The organism is Escherichia sp. MOD1-EC5990, from assembly GCF_002965285.1.
Lineage (GTDB): Bacteria > Pseudomonadota > Gammaproteobacteria > Enterobacterales > Enterobacteriaceae > Escherichia > Escherichia coli_F.
Window position 1 is genome coordinate 257,350 of the sequence record NZ_PTRV01000001.1, and the last position, 24,540, is coordinate 281,889.

Annotated in this window: 17 protein-coding genes and 1 tRNA gene; 7 read left to right on the plus strand and 11 right to left on the minus strand. The window is 51.7% G+C overall.

The window, feature by feature from the left end; genetic code table 11:
* Positions 1–4: 4 nt before the first annotated feature.
* From dmsA to lrp, 6 genes are all read right to left on the minus strand, one after another.
* The gene (gene dmsA, locus BEB42_RS01330; RefSeq protein ID WP_000850333.1) at positions 5–2,449 is read right to left on the minus strand and encodes a dimethylsulfoxide reductase subunit A; all 2,445 of its coding nucleotides are present in this window, start codon (positions 2,447–2,449) and stop codon (positions 5–7) included.
* A 238-nt stretch (positions 2,450–2,687) separates the two neighbouring features.
* On the minus strand, positions 2,688–3,980 hold the full coding sequence (gene serS, locus BEB42_RS01335) for a serine--tRNA ligase (protein ID WP_000886683.1): 1,293 nt from the start codon (positions 3,978–3,980) through the stop codon (positions 2,688–2,690).
* A 90-nt stretch (positions 3,981–4,070) separates the two neighbouring features.
* The gene (gene rarA / locus BEB42_RS01340; RefSeq protein ID WP_000067755.1) at positions 4,071–5,414 is read right to left on the minus strand and encodes a replication-associated recombination protein RarA; all 1,344 of its coding nucleotides are present in this window, start codon (positions 5,412–5,414) and stop codon (positions 4,071–4,073) included.
* Positions 5,415–5,424: 10 nt separating this feature from the next.
* Positions 5,425–6,036, minus strand: a complete 612-nt coding sequence (lolA, locus tag BEB42_RS01345; protein WP_001295343.1) for an outer membrane lipoprotein chaperone LolA — start codon at positions 6,034–6,036, stop codon at positions 5,425–5,427.
* 158 nt (positions 6,037–6,194) lie between these two features.
* Complete coding sequence (ftsK, locus tag BEB42_RS01350) at positions 6,195–10,238, minus strand: DNA translocase FtsK (protein ID WP_074501054.1); 4,044 nt, start codon at positions 10,236–10,238, stop codon at positions 6,195–6,197.
* Between the two features lie 134 nt (positions 10,239–10,372).
* The gene (gene lrp, locus BEB42_RS01355) at positions 10,373–10,867 is read right to left on the minus strand and encodes a leucine-responsive transcriptional regulator Lrp (protein ID WP_000228473.1); all 495 of its coding nucleotides are present in this window, start codon (positions 10,865–10,867) and stop codon (positions 10,373–10,375) included.
* Between the two features lie 544 nt (positions 10,868–11,411).
* Between lrp and trxB the strand changes: the two genes are divergently transcribed.
* The 6 genes from trxB (at position 11,412) to BEB42_RS01390 (ending at position 17,571) form a co-directional block, all read left to right on the plus strand.
* Positions 11,412–12,377, plus strand: a complete 966-nt coding sequence (gene trxB, locus BEB42_RS01365) for a thioredoxin-disulfide reductase (protein ID WP_000537408.1) — start codon at positions 11,412–11,414, stop codon at positions 12,375–12,377.
* A gap of 122 nt (positions 12,378–12,499) precedes the next feature.
* Entirely contained in the window at positions 12,500–14,266 is a 1,767-nt protein-coding gene (gene cydD / locus BEB42_RS01370) for a heme ABC transporter permease/ATP-binding protein CydD (protein ID WP_105267119.1), read from the plus strand.
* Positions 14,267–15,988 (plus strand): heme ABC transporter ATP-binding protein/permease CydC, encoded by a 1,722-nt coding sequence (gene cydC, locus BEB42_RS01375; RefSeq protein WP_001202212.1) that lies wholly within the window; start codon positions 14,267–14,269, stop codon positions 15,986–15,988.
* Positions 15,989–16,029: 41 nt separating this feature from the next.
* Complete coding sequence (gene aat / locus BEB42_RS01380; protein ID WP_001241666.1) at positions 16,030–16,734, plus strand: leucyl/phenylalanyl-tRNA--protein transferase; 705 nt, start codon at positions 16,030–16,032, stop codon at positions 16,732–16,734.
* Positions 16,735–17,018: 284 nt separating this feature from the next.
* The gene (gene infA, locus BEB42_RS01385; RefSeq protein WP_001040187.1) at positions 17,019–17,237 is read left to right on the plus strand and encodes a translation initiation factor IF-1; all 219 of its coding nucleotides are present in this window, start codon (positions 17,019–17,021) and stop codon (positions 17,235–17,237) included.
* A 246-nt stretch (positions 17,238–17,483) separates the two neighbouring features.
* Positions 17,484–17,571: transfer RNA gene (locus BEB42_RS01390), tRNA-Ser, on the plus strand.
* Between the two features lie 588 nt (positions 17,572–18,159).
* Here BEB42_RS01390 and clpA read toward each other — a convergent pair.
* From clpA to yljB, 3 genes are all read right to left on the minus strand, one after another.
* Complete coding sequence (clpA, locus tag BEB42_RS01395) at positions 18,160–20,436, minus strand: ATP-dependent Clp protease ATP-binding subunit ClpA (protein WP_000934050.1); 2,277 nt, start codon at positions 20,434–20,436, stop codon at positions 18,160–18,162.
* A 30-nt stretch (positions 20,437–20,466) separates the two neighbouring features.
* Positions 20,467–20,787, minus strand: a complete 321-nt coding sequence (clpS, locus tag BEB42_RS01400) for an ATP-dependent Clp protease adapter ClpS (protein WP_000520781.1) — start codon at positions 20,785–20,787, stop codon at positions 20,467–20,469.
* 98 nt (positions 20,788–20,885) lie between these two features.
* On the minus strand, positions 20,886–20,960 hold the full coding sequence (yljB, locus tag BEB42_RS26610; protein ID WP_001406719.1) for a protein YljB: 75 nt from the start codon (positions 20,958–20,960) through the stop codon (positions 20,886–20,888).
* Positions 20,961–21,109: 149 nt separating this feature from the next.
* Between yljB and cspD the strand changes: the two genes are divergently transcribed.
* Positions 21,110–21,334, plus strand: a complete 225-nt coding sequence (gene cspD / locus BEB42_RS01405) for a cold shock-like protein CspD (RefSeq protein ID WP_000410785.1) — start codon at positions 21,110–21,112, stop codon at positions 21,332–21,334.
* A 72-nt stretch (positions 21,335–21,406) separates the two neighbouring features.
* Here the strand turns inward: cspD and macB are convergent, their stop codons facing one another.
* Both macB and macA read right to left on the minus strand, forming a co-directional pair.
* Positions 21,407–23,353 carry a macrolide ABC transporter ATP-binding protein/permease MacB gene (gene macB / locus BEB42_RS01410; protein WP_000188164.1) on the minus strand — a complete coding sequence of 649 codons (1,947 nt, stop codon included), beginning with the start codon at positions 23,351–23,353 and terminating at the stop codon, positions 21,407–21,409.
* The gene (gene macA, locus BEB42_RS01415) at positions 23,350–24,465 is read right to left on the minus strand and encodes a macrolide transporter subunit MacA (protein ID WP_000746440.1); all 1,116 of its coding nucleotides are present in this window, start codon (positions 24,463–24,465) and stop codon (positions 23,350–23,352) included. Before macA ends, macB begins: the two co-directional genes overlap by 4 nt.
* Between the last annotated feature and the right edge of the window lie 75 nt (positions 24,466–24,540).

Sequence of the window (24,540 nt, forward strand, 5' to 3'; positions counted from 1 at the left end):
CTCCTTACACCTTTTCAACCTGAACCAGGTTTGTATGTGACGGATTCCCCTTAGCGAGAGGAGACGGACGTTGAGTGGTCAGTACGTTAATACAACCGCCCTTATCGACACGTTTTGCATCCGGGTCATACCAGGCACCTTCACCCAGTGCGACCACACCCGGCATCATTCGTGGCGTCACTTTTGCCTCAATGTGAACCTCACCACGGTCGTTAAAGATCCTGACCTTATCGCCGTTGTTGATACCGCGTTTTTGTGCATCAAGCGGGTTGATCCACATTTCCTGACGGCAAGCTGCTTTCAGCACATCAACGTTGCCGTAAGTTGAGTGAACGCGAGATTTGTAGTGGAAGCCAGTAAGCTGCAGCGGATATTGTTTGTTCAGCGGATCCTGATAACTTTCAAAGCCCGGCGTGTAGATCGGCAGTGGATCGATCACGTCGCCTTCTGGCAATTCCCAGGTCGCGGCAATGTCAGCCAGCGCCTGCGAATAAATCTCAATTTTACCCGATGGCGTGGTCAGCGGATTTGCCTGCGGATCTTCACGGAAAGCTTTATAAGCAACGTGATGCCCTTGTGGGTCGCGCTTTTTAAAGATCCCCTGCTTGCGGAACTCTTCAAACGTTGGCAGTTCAGGAATCGCTTCCCGCGACTGGGCATACAGATGCCGCATCCACTCTTCCTGTGTACGGCCTTCAGTAAACTGTTGCTCAACGCCAAGACGTTTTGCCAGTTCGCTGGTCATTTCATAGATGGTCTTACATTCAAAGCGCGGTTTAATCACCTGATCGTTGAAAATCACGTAAGACATATTCCCGCAGGATGCATCCAGTGCAAAGTCCATCTGTTCGGAAGCAGTGCAGTCAGGCAGCAGGATGTCAGCATATTTCGCCGATGAAGTCATGTGGCAGTCGATAACCACAATCAGCTCGCACTTCTTATCATCCTGAAGGATTTCATGGGTACGGTTGATTTCAGAATGCTGGTTAATCAGGCAGTTACCGGCATAGTTCCAGATCATTTTGATCGGCACATCCAGCTTATCTTTCCCGCGCACACCATCACGCAGCGCTGTCATTTCCGGGCCACGTTCAATGGCATCGGTCCACATAAACATCGAAATGCTGGTCTGGATCGGGTTTTCGAGGGTCGGCATACGGACAAAAGGTAAGCTGTATGAACCTTCACGCGCGCCGCTGTTGCCCCCGTTAATACCAACGTTACCGGTCAGAATCGCCAGCATCGAGATAGCACGGGTTGCGATTTCACCGTTAGCGTGACGCTGCGGGCCCCATCCCTGGCTGATAAACGCCGGTTTGGTACTACCGATTTCACGAGCCAATTTGATGATTTTGTCTGCCGGAACACCGGTGATTTGCGAGGCCCATTCCGGCGTTTTAGCCACGCCATCTGGCCCTTCACCCAGAATATAAGCTTTATAGTGGCCATTTTTCGGTGCACTGGCTGGTAGGGTTTTCTCGTCGTAGCCAACGCAATATTTATCGAGGAATGCCTGATCCACCAGGTTTTCGGTGATCATGACATACGCCAGACCGTTAACCAGTGCGGCATCTGTTCCCGGACGAATAGGGATCCACTCATCTTCGCGCCCGGCACCGGTGTCAGTATAGCGCGGATCGATGATGATCATGCGAGCATTAGATTTCTGGCGCGCCTGTTCAAGATAGTAAGTCACCCCACCGCCACTCATTCGCGTTTCGCCAGGGTTATTACCAAACAGCACTACCAGTTTACTGTTTTCGATATCCGACGGGCTGTTACCATCTGCCCAGCCGCCGTAGGTATAGTTCAAACCTTCCGCAATTTGCGCGGAAGAGTAGTCACCGTAATGGTTCAGATAACCGCCGCAGCAGTTCATCAGGCGAGCGACCAGGGTATTTCCCGGCGGCCAGGAGCGGGTCATGGTGCCGCCCAGCGTACCGGTACCATAGTTCAGATAGATAGACTCGTTGCCGTACTCTTTGATCAGGCGCTGCATATTGGTCGCGATGATGTCGTAGGCTTCTTCCCAGCTAATGCGCTCGAATTTGCCTTCACCGCGCGCCCCGACTCGTTTCATCGGATATTTCAGGCGGTCCGGATTGTAGACACGGCGACGCATGGAACGCCCACGCAGACAGGCGCGCACCTGGTGCAGGCCGTCATAGTTGTCATCGCCGGTATTATCCGTTTCAACATATTTAATTTCACCGTCCACAACGTGCATACGTAGCGGGCAGCGGCTACCACAGTTAACTGTACAGGCGCTCCAGATTACCTTTTCGTCTGACTTTGCCGGAAGGGCACTATCAACAGCGTGCGCAATCCGACTAAAAGGTAATGTTAATGCGCTGCTGGCCATTGCCAGGCCGCCGATCGCTGTCGTTTTTACCAAACCACGGCGACTCACCTCAGCAGCCAATACCGCATCAGGGATTTTCGTTTTCATAATGGCTCACTCAAGCTTGCTCACGATTGATTCCAGTAACAAACCGTATTGTGTAATTATTTCTATAGCAGTTCGCTATATAGGCTTGTATATATCGAATGATTTGAAAATCAAAGAGATAGGTAGATTTTCACTCGAAAGTAGTATTACGTGTTAGTGAGGAGTAATTATTGTTCGGTATCAAAGGGAGACAAAAAAAGCGCCCGCAGGCGCTTTTTAGATTCAGAAAAATTGGGTATTAGCCAATATATTCCAGTCCGTTCATATACGGACGTAGAACTTCTGGTACTTCAATACGACCATCAGCCTGCTGATAGTTTTCCATTACCGCAACCAGCGTACGGCCAACAGCCAGACCAGAACCGTTCAGGGTATGAACCAGACGGGTTTTCTTGTCCGACTTGCTGCGGCAACGTGCCTGCATACGACGCGCCTGGAAATCCCAAACGTTGGAGCAGGAAGAGATCTCGCGGTAGGTGTTCTGTGCCGGGATCCATACTTCCAGGTCGTAAGTTTTACAAGCGCCAAAGCCCATGTCGCCGGTACAAAGGATGATTTTACGGTACGGCAGGCCCAGCAACTGCAGGACTTTTTCCGCATGACCGGTCATCTCTTCCAGCGCCGCCATTGAGTCTTCCGGGCGAACGATCTGCACCATTTCAACTTTGTCGAACTGGTGCATACGGATCAGACCACGGGTGTCACGACCATATGAACCTGCTTCAGAACGGAAGCATGGGGTGTGGGCGGTCATCTTAATTGGCAGATCATCTTCATCAATGATTTCACCGCGTACCAGGTTAGTCAGCGGAACTTCTGCCGTTGGGATCAGTGCATAGTTACTGGTGTCTGCTTCTTCTTCCAGCGGACGAGTATGGAACAGATCGCCAGCAAATTTCGGCAGCTGACCCGTACCGTACAGCGTGTCCTGGTTAACCAGGTACGGAACATAGTTCTCACTGTAGCCATGCTGTTCGGTATGCAGATCCAGCATAAACTGCGACAGTGCGCGGTGCATGCGAGCAATCTGCCCTTTCATTACCACAAAGCGGGAACCAGTCAACTTAACTGCGGCTGCAAAGTCGAGGCCAGAGTGCATTTCACCCAGCGTCACATGGTCACGAACTTCAAAGTCAAACTCACGCGGGGTGCCCCAGCGGCTGACTTCAACGTTGTCATTTTCATCTTTACCTACCGGCACTTCATCTGCAGGCAAGTTAGGGATGGTTAGCGCGATATCGCGAATTTCAGCCTGTAAAGCATCCAGCTCGGCTTTTGCTGCATCCAGCTCTTCGCCCAGTTTGTTCACTTCCAGACGTAAAGGCTCGATATCTTCCCCGCGCGCTTTCGCCTGGCCAATGGATTTCGATCGGGAGTTACGCTCCGCTTGCAGGTTTTCCGTTTTGACCTGCAATACTTTACGACGCTCTTCAAGAGCGCCCAGCTTATCTACATCCAGCTTAAAGCCCCGGCGTGCCAGTTTTTCAGCGACTGCGTCTGGCTCATTACGCAGCAGATTGGGATCGAGCATGCTTATCCTGTGCTTATCGAATTAAATGGGAGATGTGGCCACAGCCTGCGACCACAGGGATACAGTAACAACATTACCGCAACGATAACATTAACGGTAGCGTTTTATGGGGCTATTTTGATCCTGTTCAGCCAGCCAGGCGAGCTTTTCGCCAATCTTGCCTTCAAGGCCCCTGTTTGTCGGGAAATAATAGCGTGTTTGTGCTATTTCCGGCGGGAAGTAAACCTCACCGGCAGCATAAGCGTTTGCTTCATCATGAGCATAACGATATTCCTGACCGTAGCCCATTTCCTTCATTAATTTTGTCGGCGCATTACGCAAATGAACCGGCACGTCATAATCCGGACGTTCGCGAGCATCGGCCAGCGCGGCTTTAAATGCGGTATAGACAGCGTTACTTTTTGGCGCGCAGGCCAGGTAAACAATCGCCTGAGCAATGGCACGTTCACCTTCAGCCGGACCAACGCGAGTAAAGCAATCCCAAGCCGCAATTGCCACCTGCATCGCTCGTGGATCAGCATTACCCACATCTTCCGACGCTATCGCCAGACAGCGACGCGCGACATATAACGGATCGCCTCCGGCGGTAATAATTCGCGCATACCAGTACAGCGCCGCATCGGGTGCGCTACCACGTACCGACTTATGCAGTGCGGAAATGAGATCGTAAAAGCGATCGCCTTTGTTATCAAAGCGGGCGCTACGTTCACCGGCGATTTCGGTCAGTAATTCAGGTTTCAGGACCCGCTTACCGCTATCATCGACTTCGGCCATATCCGCCATCATTTCCAACGTATTTAACGCCCGGCGCGCGTCGCCATTCACCAGTTCAGCAATGGCGCGTCGTGTTTCATCTGGCAGAACAATATCCTGACCACCATAGCCACGGGTTTTGTCTTCCATCGCCTGAGTCAGTACTTGCTCAATATCCTCTGTACTGAGGGATTTCAGCAGATAGACACGGGCACGGGAAAGCAGTGCCGAATTAAGCTCAAATGACGGGTTTTCAGTGGTTGCACCAATAAAAGTGATGGTACCGTCTTCAATATGTGGCAGAAATGCATCCTGCTGACTTTTGTTGAAACGGTGAACTTCGTCAACAAAAAGAATAGTGCGGCGACCAGCATTGCGGTTTTGCCGAGCGCGCTCGATCGCCTCACGAATCTCTTTCACGCCAGAGGTGACGGCAGAAATACGTTCCACATCAGCGTTCGCATAACGGGCTATAACTTCAGCGAGGGTTGTTTTGCCGGTACCCGGTGGCCCCCAGAGGATCATAGAATGCAAATGCCCGGCTTCGATAGCGCGCGGCAATGGCTTCCCGGCAGCCAGCAAATGTTGCTGGCCGATATACTGTGCTAAATTTTCTGGCCGCATACGCGCGGCCAGAGGTTGAAAAGTATTATCCGAAAAATCGAGCGACAGATTGCTCACTCAGGTGCCTCTACTTACGTTGATCATCTACCGTGACGCCTTGCGGCGGGGTGAAGGTAAATTTCGCTGCATCCACAGCCCCATTTTGCTGGGATTTCAGCTGATAACTGCTGCGCTGATCGTCCTGCTCCACCGCGCTAAACTGATGGATTGTGCCATCACGCCCTACGTTAATGGTGAACTGCTTCAAATTGCCATTGCTGGCTTTCGGCGTCAGGACAAAGTCATCGCCATTCTGTTTGATATTGTACTGCTGCCAGTCGCTGGACTGGTTGCGGGCAATCAGCATAAACGGCGTATTACCGGTGGCATCTTTCAGCCAGGTTGCCGTAGCTTGCTCAACGAACGGGTTATAGAACCACAGTGTTTTACCGTCAGAAACCAGAATGCTTTCGTCAGGTTGAGTCATATGCCAGTTGAATAAGTTTGGACGTTTCACCCACAGATCGCCCTGACCTTCCTGCACCGCCGCACCGCTACCGTCAGTCACTTTTTGTGTGAAGCTGGCGTGGAAGCTGCTGACTTTATCCAGACGGCTTTTCAGATCGCTTGCGGCATCAGCCCAAACGCTGCTTGCTACTAAGCTTGAGAGTAATGCACAGGTGATGGCAATTTTTTTCATCATTATTCCTCAAATTACGTCACTCCCGACCGGGAGCTCCCTCTACTCTCTATTCCAGGCTAATAATCAGCTTGAGGAAAGAAGAAAATACTGAATTTTCAGTTACCAGATTGCCGGATGCGACGCTACCGCGCCTTATCCGGCATACGATGCATTAATTAGTCAAACGGCGGTGGGGCCAGCACTTCACGATTACCGTTGTGCCCCTGTTCGCTGACAATCCCTTGCGCTTCCATCTGTTCGATAATACGCGCTGCACGGTTATAACCAATGCGGAACTGACGCTGTACGCCTGAAATTGACGCTTTGCGTTTTTCAATGACAAACTGCACCGCCTGATCGAACAACGGATCCAATTCTTCAGCGCCATCGAAACCACCCGCACCACCTTCGCTTTCGCTGTCGGAGGTGATGCCGTCAACATACTGTGGGCGACCACGCGCTTTCCAGTCCTGCACCACGGCATGAACTTCCTGATCGCGAACAAAAGCACCATGAACACGTACCGGCAACGTGGAGTTCGGCCCAGAGTAAAGCATATCCCCCATACCCAGCAGTGATTCCGCGCCAGCCTGATCAAGAATGGTACGTGAGTCAATCTTACTGGATACGGTAAAGGCGATACGGGTCGGAATATTCGCTTTAATCAGACCAGTAATAACATCAACCGATGGACGCTGAGTTGCCAGTACGAGGTGGATACCCGCGGCACGGGCTTTTTGCGCCAGACGTGCTATCAGCTCTTCCACTTTTTTACCTACCGTCATCATCAGGTCGGCAAATTCGTCCACCAACACCACAATGTACGGTTCCTTTTTCAGCACCGGATGCTGCGCATCCATACTGTCACCCGGCTTCCAGTACGGGTCTGGAATCGGACGCATCATGCGATCGGCTTCAGCAATTTTTTCGTTATAACCCGCCAGATTACGCACACCCAGTGCAGACATCAGTTTATAACGACGCTCCATCTCGTTAACACACCAGCGCAGCGCGTTGGCGGCATCTTTCATATCGGTAACGACTTCCGTTAACAGGTGCGGAATGCCTTCATAAACCGAAAGCTCCAGCATTTTCGGGTCGATCATGATGAAACGCACATCTTCTGGCTGTGCTTTATAAAGCATGCTCAGGATCATCGCGTTCACACCGACAGACTTACCGGAACCGGTAGTCCCCGCAACCAACAAGTGCGGCATTTTCGCCAGATCGGCAACCACCGGCTCACCGGCGATATCTTTACCCAGCACCACGGTTAATGGCGACGGATTATCGCGGAATTTGGCGTTATCCAAAACTTCGCGCAGATAAACGGTTTGTCGTTTTTTATTCGGTAACTCCAGACCTACATAGGGTTTGCCAGGAATAACTTCAACGACACGCACCGCCACCGTCGAAAGTGAACGGGCAAGGTCACGAGACAAGTTAGAAATGCGCGCCGCTTTTACGCCCGGTGCCAGGTTTAATTCAAAGCGAGTGATAACCGGCCCCGGAGAGTAATTGACGACATCGGCTTTAATACGGAAATCAGCCAGACGCGCTTCCACCAGACGCGCCATTTGTTCAAGCGCAAAGGTATCTACCGGCTCCACTTCGCTCGGCGGCGGTGTCAGCAAATCCAGAGAAGGCAGCGGCGTCGTCGGTTTATGCAACGGACGGCTGTCGCCATTACGCATCAACAGCGGATGAAGCAGGGTATCCTGCGGCTGCGGCGCAACCGGTTGTTGTGGCTGCTGATACTGCGGCTGCGGCGCAACTGGCTGTTGCGGCTGCTGATATTGCTGCTGTGGTGCAACCGGCTGTTGCGGCTGCTGATATTGCTGCTGCGGTGCAACCGGTTGTTGTGGCTGCTGATATTGCGGCTGCTGATATTGTTGCTGCGGTGCAATCGGTTGTTGCGGCTGCTGTACAGGTTCAACAATTGGCGTAAACAACGGTTCGTGTGGACCATCATCCAGCAACGCTTTCATTGGCGAAAATTCAAAATCATCCAGCGAGAACGGATTCGCCCCAGCCGGTTGTTCGCCCGAATAACGTTGCTGTTGAGTTTGAGCAAACTGACGAGCCAGTTCTGCCTCTGCTGCAGCATCTGTATCTTCTGCGTTGACTGGCACATCATGTTGATACTGTTCGCCATAGCGTTGCTGCTGCGTCTGGGCGAACTGACGCGCCAGTTCATCCTGCTGCATCGCATCGATTTCATCATCGTTATACTGATCGCCGGAATCGTACTGATTGCGCTGGGCTTCACGGGCTTTTTCTTCTGCTGCACGCTGTGAGGGCAGCTTAATACCGTAAGACGCCAGTTCACGACGAGTTGGCACGCGGATGCGTTTCGGTCGTGGCAACTGCGGGCCAATCCCCTCTTTGACCTGCGGACGCGGTCCAGCGCTATTTGCCAGACTGAAAACTGGCGCGGCAACGGTTGCGGCAGCCCCCGTCGCCAGTGTCGCTTTTTTCACACCAGATGCCAGCGGAGAAACAGCGGCAGCGGCTTCTACTGGAGGTACTGCTGCAACAGAAGGTGCTTTCAGCGAAGATTTGATCGATTCCGGTTCTTTAACCGGTTCTGGAATCGGTTGATACCAGGCCGCAAGTTGTTCACGTTCACGGGCTCGCTTCTCTTCCACTTCTTCAAAATAGTAAAGCGGCGGACGCGTGGGTTTTGTCTCTTCTACAACGGGTTCAGGCTCCACAACAGGCTGCTGTTCAACGGGTTGCGGCTGTTGGTACAACGGCTCCTGAGCGGCTGGCTGCTGATAAGTTTGCTCAGTCTGGTATGTAGACTGTGGAGCAAAAGTGGATTGCTGCTCTTCGGCTTGCCAGGCGTTACCTGCCATCGATTGTTCTGGCGCAGGGGCGTAATACGGCTGTTGCGCAGACTGTTCCGCCGCAGTTGTGTAATACGGCTGCTGAACAGGTTGTTCCGCCGCAGGAGCGTAGTAAGGTTGTTGCACAGGTTGTTCCGCCGCAGGCGCATAATACGGCTGCTGTGGCTGTACAGGTTGTTGCAGCGGCTCATTATATTGCACTGCAGGCTGCGCATATTGTGGCTGCTGAGGGTAACCTTCCGGTGCAGGAGCAATAACCGGCTCTCCCGTTTGTGGCCCCGGTACAGGCTGCCAGGCTACTGTAGGTTGCGCAGGTGGAACATCAACAGAGGCAACTGGCGGCGTCTGAGTCACAGGTTCAACCGGTGCAGCCCAGCTTTGTGTCGCCGTGGAAGCAGCAGCTGCTACAGCAACAGGTTCGGTAATTGGCGCACCGTTTAATAATGGATCGTATTCGTCATATTCTGGCTGCGTTGCACGATTGCCCGAAAAGAGGACGTCGTCAGGGTCGGCAGCCACACCGCGTGCAGTGTAGGTAATCTCTTCTTCATCATCCATCCGCTTACCGGAGAACAACGCAGCATCTGTTTGCCGCCCCATCGGATTAATAAATTTTTCCGCCAACCGTTTACGACGCGCTAACGCGCCGCGAAGAATACGGGCACGGCGCGATTCATGCTGTTTGCCGTGATTTTCATCTTCATATTCTTCGTCGTCTTCATACTCATCTTCATCGACCCAGGTATCATCGCGACGGGTACGATTACTGGCGAAGGTGAGAATGTTTAAAATCCAGCCGCCAAGTTTTTCAGCAATGGTCACCCATGACCAACCGGTAAACAGTGTCAGGCCCGCCGCCCAAACGCAGAGCAGCGCAATAGTTCCCCCGCTACTGTGTAGCAGTGGTTGTAGCGTAGTGCTTAGTAAGCTGCCGATGACGCCACCGGAGGCAAAATACCAGATATCGTCAGCGTTGATTGCCGCCAGACCACAAGAGGTAAGGATGAGCGCCAAAACGCCAATGATGCGTAGCGAAACGGCAAAATAATCAATGTATTCGTCACTGGACTGATGACGCCAGGCAAACCAACAGCCGCCGACGATAATGACGGGAATGGTGTAAGCCATCACGCCAAAAATAAAGAACAGCGTATCTGCCAGCCACGCACCGGGCATCCCACCTAAATTATGGATAGGTTCATGCCAGGCCGTTTGCGACCAGCTGGGGTCCGAAGGGTTAAAGCTTAGTAAGGCAGCCATCAACCAGACGGCAAACAGGACAATAAGGATCAGCAACGCCTCCAGAAGGCGGCGGCCGCTACTTAACTTTGTCAATGTGACTTCTTTGTCTTCAGTGTATTCCTGGCTCAAGAAAGGCTCTCCAGGTTACAGGCTTTTCCTGCCCGATGCTAAAACGGACAACAGTACCAGGTTACCCCAGTACTGTTGCTGTATGGATTAACAGGAGTGTAATCAAAATACGCCGATTTTGCACCTGTTCCGTGTTAGCGCGTCTTAATAACCAGACGATTACTCTGCTTGACTTCTTCCATAACAACGTATGTCCGCGTGTCATTGACGCCAGGCAGACGCAGCAGGGTTTCCCCTAGCAACTTACGGTAAGCCGACATATCCGGCACGCGTGTTTTCAACAGGTAGTCGAAATCACCGGATACTAAATGACACTCCTGAATTTCTTCAAGTTTTTGTACAGCGGTATTGAATTGTTCAAACACATCCGGTGCGCCACGATTCAGAGTAATCTCAACGAATACCAGAAGTGATGCATCCAGATAATGGGGGTTCAGCAGCGCTGTATAGCCCTGAATAAACCCTTGTCTTTCCAGCCGACGCACACGCTCAAGGCACGGCGTTGGGGAAAGTCCCACACGTTTAGAAAGCTCGACGTTAGAAATACGCCCATCCTTTTGCAACTCATTAAGAATGTTACGATCGATACGGTCGAGATCTTTGCCAGGGCGCTTCTTGCTATCTACCATTATTATTGTCTCTCTGTATTCCTTCCCTACTCCTGTCTGACCCTGAAACATCACTGTTCAGAGTCGCTACCCGTCACGATAGACCGAAATCATTAAGATTCACGGCGCGCAATGCCTGGTCTACGGTGAGAAGACCGTTGCCTGGTGGCAGCTATCGACATCACGAATGGCGTCTGTCCACGCCATACGTAGATTTCACTAGCACGGTAAACATGGTATTTACATGCATGGTTATGCGCATATAAGAATACTGTTTTTTTTCTTCCTCGAATGTTTTCGCAAAACACCAGGGGATTGTCAAAGCAAAACATCGATTTTTAGTACAACATGCCAGATATTCATTAACAGGGGCGTTTATTCATCATTTAATCGGCTTATAACGCGGGAAATTTAAGTAGCAGAGGTGATAATGCCGGAGGGAGTTTGACCTGCTTATCGATACTGCCGATTGCACAAATTGTTAACAAAATCGTCATACTCTTTTTTTACGTCTGTAAATTCCCTACAATCCTGCCCATTGTCTGCCAACAACTATGGGGATCTCATGGGCACGACCAAACACAGTAAACTGCTTATCCTGGGTTCAGGCCCGGCGGGATACACCGCTGCTGTCTACGCGGCGCGCGCCAACCTGCAACCTGTGCTGATTACCGGCATGGAAAAAGGCGGCCAACTGACCACCACCACGGAAGTGGAAAACTGGCCAGGCGATCCAAACGATCTGACCGGTCCGTTATTAATGGAGCGCATGCACGAACATGCCGCTAAATTTGAAACTGAAATCATTTTTGATCACATCAGCAAAGTAGATTTGCAGAATCGTCCGTTCCGTCTTACTGGCGATAGCGGCGAATACACTTGTGATGCGCTGATTATTGCCACTGGAGCTTCTGCTCGCTATCTCGGCCTGCCCTCTGAAGAAGCCTTTAAAGGGCGTGGGGTTTCTGCTTGTGCAACCTGCGACGGTTTCTTCTATCGTAACCAAAAAGTTGCGGTCATCGGCGGCGGCAATACGGCGGTTGAAGAGGCGCTGTATCTGTCTAACATCGCTTCGGAAGTGCATCTTATCCACCGTCGTGACAGTTTCCGCGCGGAAAAAATCCTCATTAAACGTCTGATGGATAAAGTGGAAAACGGCAACATCATTCTGCACACCAACCGTACGCTGGAAGAAGTGACCGGCGATCAGATGGGCGTCACTGGCGTTCGTCTGCGCGATACACAAAACAGCGATAACATCGAGTCACTCGACGTTGCCGGTCTGTTTGTGGCTATCGGCCACAGCCCGAACACGGCTATTTTCGAAGGGCAGCTGGAACTGGAAAACGGCTATATCAAAGTGCAGTCGGGTATTCATGGTAATGCCACCCAGACCAGCATCCCTGGCGTATTTGCCGCAGGCGACGTGATGGATCATATTTATCGCCAGGCTATTACCTCGGCCGGTACAGGCTGCATGGCGGCACTTGATGCGGAACGCTACCTCGATGGTTTAGCTGACGCAAAATAATTTTACAAATCAGTAACAAAAGTAAAGAAGGCGACACCATGCGACTATGGGTCGCCTTTATTTTTTCCCCGTTGTAACATTGCTCTGCAAATAATTCTGATAACTCACCTGCTAAGCGTGCAATGAATAAATCCCGTCAAAAAGAGTTAACCCGCTGGTTAAAACAGCAAAGCGTCATCTCCCAACGTTGGCTGAATATTTCTCGTCTACTGGGCTTTGTGAGCGGCATATTGATCATTGCCCAAGCCTGGTTCATGGCGCGTATTCTGCAACATATGATTATGGAGAGTATTCCCCGTGAAGCCCTGCTGCTTCCCTTTACGTTACTGGTTCTGACCTTTGTACTGCGCGCATGGGTGGTCTGGTTACGAGAACGGGTGGGTTATCACGCCGGGCAGCATATCCGCTTTGCCATCCGACGTCAGGTTCTCGACCGTCTGCAACAAGCAGGGCCAGCGTGGATTCAGGGTAAACCGGCGGGGAGCTGGGCGACGCTGGTACTCGAGCAAATTGACGATATGCATGATTACTATGCACGCTACCTGCCGCAAATGGCGCTGGCAGTGTCGGTGCCGTTGCTGATTGTGGTGGCGATCTTCCCCTCTAACTGGGCTGCGTCGCTCATTCTGCTGGGCACTGCTCCGTTAATTCCGTTATTTATGGCGCTGGTTGGAATGGGGGCTGCCGATGCTAACCGACGCAACTTTCTCGCTCTTGCTCGCTTAAGTGGGCATTTTCTCGATCGCCTGCGCGGCATGGAAACATTGCGTATTTTTGGTCGTGGTGAAGCTGAAATTGAAAGTATTCGTTCTGCTTCGGAAGATTTCCGCCAACGGACAATGGAAGTGCTACGGCTGGCGTTTTTATCCTCCGGCATTCTCGAATTTTTTACCTCGCTGTCAATTGCTCTGGTCGCGGTCTACTTTGGTTTTTCCTATCTCGGTGAGCTGGATTTTGGGCACTACGATACTGGCGTGACGCTGGCTGCGGGTTTTCTGGCCCTGATCCTTGCGCCGGAGTTTTTCCAGCCATTGCGCGATCTGGGTACGTTTTATCATGCTAAAGCCCAGGCTGTTGGCGCGGCAGACAGTCTGAAAACGTTTATGGAAACCCCGCTCGCCCATCCGCAGCGCGGTGAGGCTGAATTAACGTCGGCCGATCCGGTGACCATTGAGGCCGAGGATCTGTTTATCACGTCGCCGGAAGGTAAAACGCTGGCAGGTCCGTTGAACTTTACTTTGCCAGCAGGCCAACGAGCGGTGTTGGTTGGTCGTAGCGGTTCAGGTAAAAGCTCACTACTGAATGCGCTTTCCGGTTTTCTTTCATATCAGGGATCGCTACGAATCAACGGAATAGAATTACGTGATTTATCACCGGAATCATGGTGTAAGCATCTCTCCTGGGTTGGTCAAAATCCACAATTACCAGCAGCAACACTACGAGATAACGTACTGCTGGCACGACCTGATGCCAGCGAACAAGAGTTACAAACAGCACTGGATAACGCGTGGGTCAGTGAGTTTCTACCGCTCCTGCCACAAGGAGTTGATACGCCTGTTGGCGACCAGGCTGCCCGCCTTTCCGTAGGCCAGGCACAACGTGTGGCGGTGGCGCGTGCATTACTGAATCCCTGTTCGCTATTACTGTTGGATGAACCCGCAGCAAGCCTTGATGCTCACAGTGAACAGCGCGTAATGGAGGCGCTGAATGCCGCCTCTCTGCGCCAGACAACGTTAATGGTCACCCACCAGTTAGAAGATCTTGCGGACTGGGATGTCATTTGGGTAATGCAGGATGGTCAGATTATCGAGCAAGGACGTTACGCGGAATTAAGCGTGGCTAACGGTCCTTTTGCCACATTGCTGGCCCATCGTCAGGAGGAGATTTAAATGCGCGCTTTGCTACCCTATCTGGCTCTGTATAAACGTCATAAATGGATGTTAAGCCTTGGCATTGTGCTGGCAATTGTCACACTGCTCGCCAGTATCGGTCTGTTGACACTTTCCGGCTGGTTCCTCTCCGCCTCAGCGGTGGCGGGCGTTGCAGGACTGTATAGCTTCAACTATATGCTACCCGCTGCAGGCGTGCGTGGCGCAGCAATCACCCGTACCGCCGGGCGTTATTTTGAACGTCTGGTGAGCCATGACGCGACTTTCCGCGTGTTGCAGCATCTGCGCATTTACACCTTCAGCAAATTGCTCCCCCTCTCCCCTGCCGGACTGGCGCGCTATCGTCAGGGCGAATTGCTCAACCGCGTCGTGGCGGATGTTGATACGCTCGATCATCTTTACCTGCGCGTTATCTCGCCGCTGGTGGGCGCTTTTGTGGTGATTATGGTGGTGACAATCGGGTTAAGTTTCCTTGATTTCACCCTCGCCTTTACGCTGGGCGGCATTATGTTACTGACGCTTTTGCTGATGCCACCGCTGTTTTATCGTGCGGGGAAAAGCACCGGGCAAAATCTGACTCATCTTCGCGGGCAGTATCGCCAACAACTGACAGCCTGGCTGCAAGGGCAAGCTGAGCTGACCATTTTTGGTGCCAGCGATCGTTATCGCACGCAATTAGAGAATACTGAAATTCAGTGGCTGGAAGCGCAACGCCGTCAATCTGAACTGACAGCTTTGTCGCAAGCAATAATGCTGTTAATTGGCGCGTTAGCGGTGATCCTGATGCTGTGGATGGCGTCTGGCGGCGTTGGTGGCAATACTCAACCAGGCGCGTTAATTGCCCTGTTTGTCTTCTGTGCGTTAGCCGCGTTTGAAGCACTGGCACCAGTAACGGGTGCATTTCAGCATCTGGGGCAAGTCATTGCCTCTGCCGTACGGATCACCGATTTAACGGATCAAAAACCTGAAGTCACCTTCCCTGATACCCAAACCCGTGTTGCCGATTGCGTTTCGCTGACGTTACGGGATGTTCAGTTCACTTATCCGGAGCAGTCCCAACAGGCACTTAAAGGGATTTCTCTTCAGGTAAACGCCGGAGAACATATGGCGATTCTCGGGCGAACCGGATGCGGTAAATCAACATTGTTACAACTGCTGACCCGCGCATGGGACCCGCAACAGGGCGAGATTTTAATTAACGATAGCCCCATAGCCAGCCTGAACGAAGCAACTCTACGACAGACCATCAGCGTTGTGCCACAGCGAGTGCATCTGTTTAGCGCCACACTGCGTGATAATCTGTTACTCGCCTCGCCTGGCAGTAGTGATGAAGTTTTGGCGGAGATCTTGCGTCGAGTTGGTCTGGAGAAGCTGCTCGAGGATGCAGGTCTCAACAGTTGGTTAGGTGAAGGCGGACGCCAGCTCTCCGGTGGTGAACTGCGCCGTCTGGCTATCGCCCGTGCGCTGTTACATGATGCGCCACTGGTATTGCTGGATGAACCTACCGAAGGCTTAGATGCCACAACTGAAAGTCAGATCCTTGAATTACTTGCAGAAATGATGCGTGAGAAAACGGTGTTAATGGTCACCCATCGACTTCGCGGGCTCTCTCGTTTCCAGCAAATAATAGTGATGGACAACGGGCAAATTATTGAGCAAGGTACTCACGCAGAACTGCTTGCCCGACAGGGGCGTTATTACCAGTTTAAGCAGGGTTTGTAAGCTATTATTGAACGATCCGACTTGCGTGGAGTTTTGCGGTCATGCGCCTGGTTCAGCTTTCTCGCCATTCAATAGCCTTCCCTTCCCCGGAAGGCGCATTACGTGAGCCTAACGGCCTGCTGGCACTGGGGGGCGATCTTAGCCCTGCGCGCCTGTTAATGGCTTATCAGCGTGGTATTTTTCCGTGGTTTTCTCCAGGCGACCCCATCCTGTGGTGGTCGCCCGATCCCCGCGCGGTGCTATGGCCTGAATCATTACATATCAGCCGTAGTATGAAACGATTTCATAAACGCTCACCCTATCGCGTCACGATGAATTACGCCTTTGGTCAGGTCATTGAAGGCTGTGCCAGCGATCGCGAAGAAGGAACCTGGATCACGCGTGGCGTGGTCGAAGCCTACCATCGCCTTCACGAACTCGGTCATGCCCACTCCATCGAAGTCTGGTGTGAAGATGAGCTTGTTGGCGGTATGTACGGCGTGGCCCAGGGAACGCTATTTTGTGGCGAGTCCATGTTCAGCCGGATGGAAAATGCGTCTAAAACGGCGCTTCTGGTATTCTGTGAGGAATTTATTGGTCATGGCGGTAAACTTATCGACTGCCAGGTACTTAACGATCACACAGCGTCGCTTGGTGCCTGCGAAATTCTCCGCCGGGATTATCTGAATTATCTCAACCAAATGCGCCTCGGACGATTGCCGAATAATTTCTGGGTACCACGATGCTTGTTTTCACCACAAGAATGAATGTTTTCGGCACATTTCTCCCCAGAGTGTTATAATTGCGGTCGCAGAGTTGGTTACGCTCATTACCCCGCTGCCGATAAGGAATTTTTCGCGTCAGGTAACGCCCATCGTTTATCTCACCGCTCCCTTATACGTTGCGCTTTTGGTGCGGCTTAGCCGTGTGTTTTCGGAGTAATGTGCCGAACCTGTTTGTTGCGATTTAGCGCGCAAATCTTTACTTATTTACAGAACTTCGGCATTATCTTGCCGGTTCAAATTACGGTAGTGATACCCCAGAGGATTAGATGGCCAAAGAAGACAATATTGAAATGCAAGGTACCGTTCTTGAAACGTTGCCTAACACCATGTTCCGCGTAGAGTTAGAAAACGGTCACGTGGTTACTGCACACATCTCCGGTAAAATGCGTAAAAACTACATCCGCATCCTGACGGGCGACAAAGTGACTGTTGAGCTGACCCCGTACGACCTGAGCAAAGGCCGCATTGTCTTCCGTAGTCGCTGATTGTTTTACCGCCTGATGGGCGAAGAGAAAGAACGAGTAAAAGGTCGGTTTAACCGGCCTTTTTATTTTGTACGAAGAACGTTGGAAGTATAAGTACATAACTTGTCTCGATGTAGATATACTGCACAACTTGTTTACAGTATGAGCAAACGAGAATTGTCAGTAAAATTCTTCTTGACCGTTTTACTCCAACTCCCTATAGTAGCGCCCCGTTGCCCCCCATGAGGTCAGGCAGCAAAACAATTTGGTGAGGTGTCCGAGTGGCTGAAGGAGCACGCCTGGAAAGTGTGTATACGGCAACGTATCCGGGGTTCGAATCCCCGCCTCACCGCCATATTCAAGAAAGAGCTCGTACGAAAGTACGGGCTTTTTTTTCGCATGTTGCACAGTCTGGCGGGGATGAGAAGCCCGGACCGGGGTTCGACAACTGGCGACAGCCAGTTGGACAGACCGCGAACGCAGTGAACGGGCTGCCCGCAGGGCGAGCGAAGCGAGTCAATCCCCGCCTCACCGCCATATTCAAGAAAGAGCTCGTAGGAAAGTACGAGCTATTTTCGCATTTTAGCTGCCTGTCCGGCAGTGAACTCAAATACTACACGCTTAACCCGTTGTTAATAAAGCGAAACCATCAATATTCCCCGCTCAGACCCTTTTTTATCCCTATATCCCAGCGAATATTATTATCAATAACTTACGTCACCCCCACAAAAAAAGGTCAAATCTGCTCCACCGAAGCACAAAAAAAGCCCGTAACCCCATATTGGATTACGGACTCAGATTGTTGACAACGTGCGATTTGTTTATGTCAGATGCGGCGTGTTCACCTTATCCGACCTACAAAATCATGCAAATTCAACAGATTGCAGTTACCTTGTAGGCCTGATAAGCGCAGCGCATCAGGCATTTTTCCTTCGCCATCAGATTAATGCGCTGCTTCCGCCTTGTGCTTTTGTGCACTCTGAAATCCGTAAGTCAGCTCATTTTTCTCTTTATCCAGCGCAACCGTCACCTGACCGCCGTCCACCAGCGAACCAAACAACAGTTCGTTGGCGAGCGGTTTTTTCAGGTTGTCCTGGATGACACGCGCCATCGGACGTGCGCCCATCGCCCGGTCGTAACCTTTCTCGGCCAGCCAGTTACGCGCTTCCTGACTCACTTCCAGGGAAACACCTTTCTGATCCAGCTGAACCTGCAACTCGACGATGAACTTATCCACCACCTGATGGATCACGTCGGTTGACAGATGATCGAACCAGATAATGTTGTCGAGACGGTTACGGAATTCCGGTGTAAAGATCTTCTTGATCTCTTCCATCGCATCGGTGCTGTTATCCTGGTGGATAAGACCAATGGATTTACGCTCAGTTTCCCGTACCCCGGCATTAGTGGTCATCACCAGCACCACGTTACGGAAGTCCGCTTTGCGTCCGTTGTTATCGGTCAGCGTACCGTTGTCCATCACCTGCAACAGAATATTGAACACGTCCGGGTGCGCTTTCTCGATTTCGTCCAGCAGCAGCACCGCATGAGGATGCTTGATGACCGCATCAGTCAGCAAACCGCCCTGATCAAAACCAACGTATCCCGGAGGCGCACCAATCAGACGGCTGACGGTATGGCGTTCCATATACTCGGACATATCAAAGCGCAGAAGCTCAATGCCCAAAGCTTTCGAAAGCTGTACCGTCACCTCTGTTTTCCCGACCCCGGTAGGGCCGGCAAACAGGAACGAACCGACTGGTTTATGTTCGTGACCTAAACCTGCACGCGCCATCTTAATGGCTTCAGTCAGCGCCTCAATGGCTTTATCCTGACCGAAGACCAGCATTTTCAGGCGATCGCTGAGGTTTTTCAGGGTATCGCGGTCACTCTGAGAAACACTCTTCTCTGGAATGCGCGCAATACGGGCCACCACGGACTCAATATCCGCCACATTAACGGTTTTCTTGCGTTTGCTTACCGGCATCAGGCGTGCGCGAGCGCCCGCTTCGTCGATAACGTCAATGGCTTTATCCGGCAGATGACGATCGTTAATGTATTTCACCGCCAGCTCTACCGCTGCACGCACCGCTTTTGCGGTATAACGCACGTCATGGTGCGCTTCGTACTTCGGTTTCAGGCCGTTGATGATCTGTACGGTTTCTTCAATCGACGGTTCAGTAATATCAATTTTCTGGAAGCGACGCGCCAAAGCACGGTCTTTCTCGAAAATGTTGCTGAACTCCTGATAGGTTGTCGAACCAATTACGCGAATTTTACCGCTTGAGAGCAACGGTTTGATCAGGTTAGCCGCATCAACCTGACCACCAGAGGCTGCCCCCGCACCGATAATGGTGTGGATCTCATCAATAAACAGGATGCTGTTAGTGTCCTGCTCCAGCTGCTTGAGCAACGCTTTAAAACGTTTTTCAAAGTCGCCGCGATATTTTGTGCCCGCTAACAGAGAACCGATATCGAGAGAGTAAATCGTACAGTCAGCCATCACTTCCGGCACATCGCCCTGAACAATTCGCCAGGCAAGACCTTCCGCAATCGCGGTTTTGCCGACACCGGATTCCCCCACCAGCAGCGGGTTGTTTTTACGGCGACGGCAGAGAACCTGAATAGCACGCTCCAGCTCCTTCTCACGACCAATCAGTGGGTCGATTCCGCCCACACGCGCAAGCTGATTCAGGTTCGTCGTGAAATTCTCCATACGTTCCTCCCCACCAGCTTGTTCTTCGCTGTTTGGCTGGCTGCCAGGATCAGAAGACTGTGTCGGCTCGTCTTTACGCGTGCCATGAGAGATAAAGTTCACCACATCGAGACGGCTGACTTCATGTTTGCGCAACAGATATGCCGCCTGCGACTCCTGTTCGCTAAAGATAGCGACCAGAACGTTTGCACCGGTAACCTCATTGCGACCGGAGGACTGGACATGGAAGACCGCACGTTGCAGTACACGCTGAAAACTCAGCGTTGGCTGTGTGTCGCGCTCCTCTTCACTGGCAGGCAGAACGGGTGTGGTTTGTTCAATAAAGGCTTCCAGTTCCTGACGGAGCGCAACCAAATCCACGGAACACGCTTCCAGCGCCTCCCGGGCAGATGGGTTACTGAGCAGCGCCAGTAACAAGTGCTCGACGGTCATAAACTCATGACGGTGCTCGCGCGCTCTGGCGAAAGCCATATTTAAACTGAGTTCCAGTTCTTGATTGAGCATAGGCACCTCCCCCAATTTTTATGCCTGCATTCAGGCTTTTTCTAGCGTACACAGCAATGGATGCTCATTCTCCCTCGCGTACTTGTTCACCATCGCCACTTTGGTTTCTGCAACCTCGGCGGTAAAGACTCCGCAAATGGCCTTCCCCTGGTAGTGAACAGCGAGCATCAATTGCGTTGCACGTTCTACATCATAAGAAAAGAATTTTTGTAACACGTCAATAACAAACTCCATCGGAGTGTAATCATCATTGACTAATATCACTTTATACATAGATGGCGGTTTTAGCGCGTCGCGAACTTTTTCTTCCGCCAGTTGATCAAAGTCCAGCCAGTCGTTCGTTTTACCCATTGTCAGTTATCATCTTCGGTTACGGTTATCGGCAGAACGCCCTGCCGCTGACAAGAGCTTATTTGCCTGACCAATCTACTCCACATGATAGATAACTATCATCTATCGTTGGCATCAGCGACATCTGTCACATTCCTGTCAATAGCGTTAACTGCTTCAAATTTTTGATTCATACCTGCCCCCTGGCCCCTGTCAAATGCTTGACGGCTCGCCCTAATTCTCTAAATTGTATTTCTAGAGTTGGCGAGGTTTTGAACAGCCCCCTCTCTGACCCCGGTTTATTCCATCTTACTTGTATAAGATTTGCGAAGGATGTCGAAGCATGGAAAAGGGTACTGTTAAGTGGTTCAACAATGCCAAAGGGTTTGGTTTCATCTGCCCTGAAGGCGGCGGCGAAGATATTTTCGCTCATTATTCCACCATTCAGATGGATGGTTACAGAACGCTAAAAGCTGGACAATCCGTTCAGTTTGATGTCCACCAGGGGCCAAAAGGCAATCACGCCAGTGTTATTGTGCCCGTCGAAGTAGAAGCGGCAGTCGCATAGCTCTTCTGTCTCATTGTGTACATCCTACAGGCAAAATGCCAGCCCGATCGGCTGGCATTTTTATCTCAAAAATTACTCTCGTGCCAAAGCATCTACTGGATCCAGTCGTGCCGCATTTCGTGCGGGTAACCAGCCAAATAAAATCCCGGTGACCGTCGAGCAGAGAAACGCCAGCAGCAGCGCCAACGGTGAAAAACCGATCTCCCAACCGGGTAAGAAAAGCTGCAAGGTGAAAGCAATTAACAGTGACAGTGTTATTCCCAACGCACCGCCGACCAGACAAACCAGCACGGCTTCGATCAGAAACTGTTGCAAAACATCGCTTGCTCGCGCACCTACAGCCATGCGAATGCCAATTTCCCGCGTCCGCTCGGTCACTGACACCAGCATAATATTCATTACACCAATACCGCCCACCACCAGCGAAATCACCGCCACCAGCGTCAGAAACAGTTGTAAAGTACGTGTGGTCTTTTCAACGGTTTTCAAGACGCCGTCCATGTTCCAGGTAAAGAAATCCTTCTTACCGTGGCGCAGTGAAAGTAAACGCGTGAGTTGCTGTTCCGCCTCAGCGCTGTCAAATCCTTCTTTCACCCTGACAGTAATGGAGTTCAGCCACGACTGGCCCATAACTCGCCCGGACATCGTGCTGTAAGGTAGCCAGACACGCAGCACTTTACTGCTACCAAACATCGACTGTTTTTCTTCCGCCACACCAATGACTCTGGCGGGCATATTGCCGACCAGAATCACCTCGCCAACCACATCTGCTTTATGGGGGAAAAGCTGGCGGCGAGTATTACTGTCGAGAACCACCACCTGCGCACGACCGTTCAGCTGCTCCTGATTAAAGGTGTTCCCTTCACTGAAGGTCATGCCATAGACATTAAAATAATCGCCGCTCACGCCATTGGCACTGGCAGCCACATCGACATTGTTATAACGCAGGCGCAGATTTTGCGAGACGGCAGGTGTGGCTGAGGCGACCCACGGTTGTTTTTGGATGGCGATTAAGTCGTCGTACTTCAGCGCCTGCTGATATTGCGGATCGTCATCGCCAAAATCTTTCCCGGGATAGACATCAATAGTATTCGTACCAATAGAACGAATATCCGCCAGCACCATTTGTTTGGCGGCGTCGCCGACCACGACAATGGAAACCACCGACGCAATACCGATAATAATCCCCAGCATGGTCAGTAAAGTACGCATTTTATTCGCTGCCAGCGCCCGCCACGCCATCGTCAGCGCCTCGTTAAAACCGCTGACAAACTGCCGCCAGCCAGACGCCGTATTGATAACAGGCTCCGTCCCGCCAGCAACATTCACTTTTTCAATGGCGGGAGGATTGCGCACAATTTCGCCGTCGCGAATTTCGATCACCCGCTCGGCCTGAGCAGCGACCTGCGGATCGTGGGTAACGATAATCACCGTATGCCCGCGATCGCGCAGCTGATGCAGGATCGCCATCACCTCTTCGCCAGAATGACTGTCCAGTGCGCCGGTTGGTTCATCGGCAAGAATTACCTGACCGCCGTTCATCAATGCCCGCGCGATGCTGACGCGCTGTTGCTGACCACCCGAAAGCTGTGCCGGGTAATACTCTGTACGGTCTTCCAGCCCCAGTCGTTGCAGTAACTCCTGGGCGCGAAGCAACCGCTGTTTCCGCTCAAGACCGGCATAGACGGCGGGTACTTCAACGTTCTGCTCGGCGGTTAAATGTGAAAGCAAATGGTAACGCTGGAAAATAAAGCCGAAGTGTTCGCGACGCAGTTGCGCCAGCGCATCGGCGTCCAGCATGGCAACATCCTGACCGGCGACGCGATAGGTGCCGCTGGTGGCCTTATCCAGGCAGCCGAGAATATTCATCAGGGTCGATTTACCGGAACCCGAAGCGCCGACAATCGCCACCATCTCACCAGCATAAATATCGAGGGTGATGCCCTTCAGCACCTCAACCTGCTCATCACCGGCAGGATAGCTGCGACGAATATCCTTTAATTCGAGCAAGGGCGTCATTGTGCAGCTCCTGGTTTGGCCTCACCAATCACCACTTCATCGCCCGCTTCCAGCCCTTTGACAATCTCAACATCGGTATCGTTACGTGCGCCAATCGTCACTTCACGCTCGCGTGTTTCACCATTACGCAACAATTTGACTTTATAACGATTATCGCCAACCGGATCGCCTAACGCCGACAGAGGGATCGTCAGCACATTTTTCACATCGGTGAGCTGAATATGCACTTGCGCGGTCATATCCAGCCGCAGCAAACCATTGGGGTTGGGTACTTCAAAACGGGCGTAATAGAAAATAGCGTCGTTAACCTTTTCCGGCGTCGGTAGCACATCCTTGATTTGCCCCTCATAGCGCGTCAGCGGATCGCCAAGCACCGTAAACCAGGCTTTTTGCCCCGGCTTCAGGTGGATTACATCCGCTTCAGAAACCTGCGCTTTTACCAGCATGGTGCTCATATCTGCCAGCGTCAGAATGTTCGGTGCTTGTTGTGCGGCAATCACCGTCTGGCCTTGCAGAGTGGTGATTTGCGTGACTTCCCCGGCCATCGGGGCAACGATGCGGGTGTAATCGAGATTGGTTTTAGCCGTATCGAGTGAGGCCTGATTGCGCTTGATTTGCGCGTCAATGGTGCCAATTTGCGCCTGTTTCACAGCCATCTCCGTCGCGGCAGTATCGAGATCCTGCTGTGAAACCGCCTGCGTTTGTGCAAGACGTTGCTGACGGGAATACGTCACCCGCGCCAGTTTCAGCTCCGCTTCCGCCTGCTGCCGCTGCGCGCGTAGCTCCATCAGCGTTGCTTCCACCTCCTTGATCTGGTTTTCAGCTTGTTCAGGATCAATAACCCCTAAAAGCTGGTCTTTTTTTACTTTATCGCCAATCGCCACCGACAGCGTTTTCAACTGACCGCTGACCTGTGCACCCACGTCAACCTTACGCAGCGCGTCCAGCTTTCCGGTCGCCAGCACGCTTTGCTGTAAATCACCGGGGCGCACAATCAGCGTCTGATAAGTCGGCACGGGTGCGTTAAGAATTCTCCATAACGCAATCAGTCCGGCAATGATTATCACCAGCGCAATAACGTAACGCTTCTTCACGGTTTTCCGCTTTTTCATAAATATTCTGAATACTCCATATGCCAATCCGGGTCATTAACTTCAACGAAATATCAACAAAACCCTAAAATTTAC